The organism is Streptosporangium sp. NPDC051022, assembly GCF_040683035.1.
GTDB lineage: Bacteria > Actinomycetota > Actinomycetes > Streptosporangiales > Streptosporangiaceae > Streptosporangium.
This window is the reverse complement of the sequence record NZ_JBFBCF010000084.1, coordinates 1-2299: the sequence shown is the minus strand read 5'-3', so window position 1 is coordinate 2299 and position 2299 is coordinate 1. Positions and strand designations below refer to the sequence as shown.

General features: G+C 67.3%; 1 protein-coding gene and 1 pseudogene. Both read left to right on the top strand.

Features of this window, described 5'->3' with window-relative positions:
* Positions 1-302: 302 nt before the first annotated feature.
* A complete protein-coding gene (locus tag AB0N02_RS47275; RefSeq protein WP_363961749.1) occupies positions 303-1751 on the top strand; it encodes an APC family permease in 1449 nt (482 codons plus the stop codon).
* 331 nt (positions 1752-2082) lie between these two features.
* Positions 2083-2299, top strand: a pseudogene (locus AB0N02_RS47270) (glutamine synthetase); the annotation flags it as partial.

Genomic DNA, 2299 nt, shown 5'->3' with positions numbered 1-2299 from the left:
GGCCCGGTGCAGATTGGAGACGGCGGCCAGTGCCTCGCGTCTGATCGGGATGTCCCCGAGGCGGCGGTTCACCGCTTCCTCGGTCTCCGTCAACGGGTGGTACGCGGGCACACATGCTCCTTCGGATCGGACGTCGGCCGGCGGGCATCGTAGAACTCTTGCAGACGCGGACCTGCGAAAACAGGTCTTGCGTCATCTTCATTTGTACACGTACGATCCCGGCCACGCAGGTCGTATGGGGGCGAACGAATCACTTTTCCGTTCCGCCCCATACTTCCGTTCTGTCCCAGTGGAAGGTTGCCATGACTGTCAACGAATCGGCGGCCGCTCCGGCCACCCTGTCGCGGCGGCGCATCGGGGTACCGGACATCGTGTTCTTCGTGGTCGCGGCGTCTTCCCCGCTCACGGTGGCCGCGGGCGGCACTCCGCAGAACTTCGCCACCACCGGCGTTCTCGGTGTGCCGATGATGTTCCTCATTCTGGCCGCCGTGCTCGCCCTCTTCTCCGCGGGATACGCCGCGATGAGCCGTCACATCTCCAACGCGGGCGCGTTCTACGCCTACATCACGCATGGTCTGGGCCGCGTTCCCGGCGTCGGCGCCGCCTTCGTCGCGCTGGTGGCCTACAACGCGATGCAGGTCGGCCTCTACGGCCTGCTCGGCTTCAGTACCGCGGGATTCCTGTCCAGCTCCCTGGGCGTGGATCTGCCCTGGTGGGTGGTCTCGCTGTTCTTCCTGGTGGTCATCGCCTTCCTCGGCTACCGCCGGATCGATCTCAACGCCAGGGTGCTCGCCGTCCTGCTGGTGTGCGAGGGTCTGCTCGTCCTGGTCTTCGACATCTCCCAGGTCGCCTCCGCCCCGCAGGGGCTGTCGCTGGAGCCGTTCAGCTGGAGCGCGCTGACCACCGGTGCCGTGGGAGCCGCGTTCCTGTGGACGATGGCCGCCTTCATGGGCTTCGAGTCCGGGGCGATCTACAGCGAGGAGTGCCGCGACCCGCGCAGGACCGTCAGCCGGGCCACCTACATCGCCGTCGCCGTGATCGGTGTCTTCTACGCCTTCACCGCCTGGGCCACCGCGATGGGCGCCGGGACTGACAAGATCATCGACGCCTCCCGTGAGCACGGGCCTGAGCTGGTCTTCGTGCTCGGTGAGCGTACGCTCGGCTCGGGCTTCTCCACTCTCGGCCAGGTCTTCCTGATCACGGCGGTGTTCGCCGCCACGCTCTCCTTCCACAACGCCGTGGCGCGCTACTTCTTCGCTCTCGGCCGCGAGGGCGTGCTGCCCCCGAAGCTGGGGCTCTCCCACCCCCGGCACGGCTCGCCGTACATGGGATCGATCAGCCAGACCGTCTTCGCGATGGTCGTCGTGCTCGCCTTCGGGCTGTTCGGCGGCGACCCGATGGGCACGCTGTTCAACTGGTTCACCAACCTCGGCGCGCTGGGGGTCATCCTGCTGCTGGTGTGCACCTCGTTCGCGGTGGTCGGTTTCTTCCGCCGTGACGTGCGGGGGGAGAACGCCTGGAGCCGGGTGGTCGCCCCGGTGCTGTCCGGTCTCGCGCTGCTGGCCGTCCTGTACGTCGCGTTCACCAACTTCTCCGCGCTGCTCGGCACCCCGCCGGACTCCGCGCTCAACTGGGCGCTCCCGGCCGTCGTGGTGCTGGTCGGCGTCGTCGGCCTCTGCTACGGCGCCTACCTGAGGTCCGCGAACCCGGCGGCGTACGCCCGGATCGGGCAGGGCGCACCCCAGGACTGACCCGCCGCGACGCGGGCGGGGGAGGGTCCGCCGCGTCTGCGAGAGCCCGTACGGCATCCGCCGTACGGGCTCTTCGCGTTCCCGGGGTGCCCCGTGTCCTGTGGGACGGCCGATCACCGTTTTGGGGGGCGGAAGGCCGTACACCGAGGGCGAGAGGTCTTTTCGGCCAGGGGGGAGTTGTGTATTGTTCGGATCCGTACGATATGCCCTGAGCTGCTATATGTCGTGAGTAAAGATCAGTCGATTTCCCATTGTCGACCCTTGTTCTGAATCTTTTCCTGACATATGGTTTGCACCCAAACGAAGTGTCCGGACGAATCAGGGAGGCCCAGTGAGCGCGGAGTCCGTGGAACGGACCGTTGAGCGCCTGAGCGAACAGGGCATCGACGTCGTCCGGGTCGGCTACCCCGATCTGATCGGCACCGAGCGCGGCAAGGACGTCCTGCTGGAACACCTGCCCGAGATCGCCCACGGCGGGGTGGCCTTCTGCCAGGCGGTCTACTACACCTCCCCCCAGGGCGACACCGTGCCCGTGCCCGGCGGCCTGG

Coding starts and splice junctions, on each gene's coding strand:
- AB0N02_RS47275 (WP_363961749.1), top strand. CDS start 303: ATGACTGTCAACGAATCGGCGGCCGCTCCGGCCACCCTGTCGCGGCGG.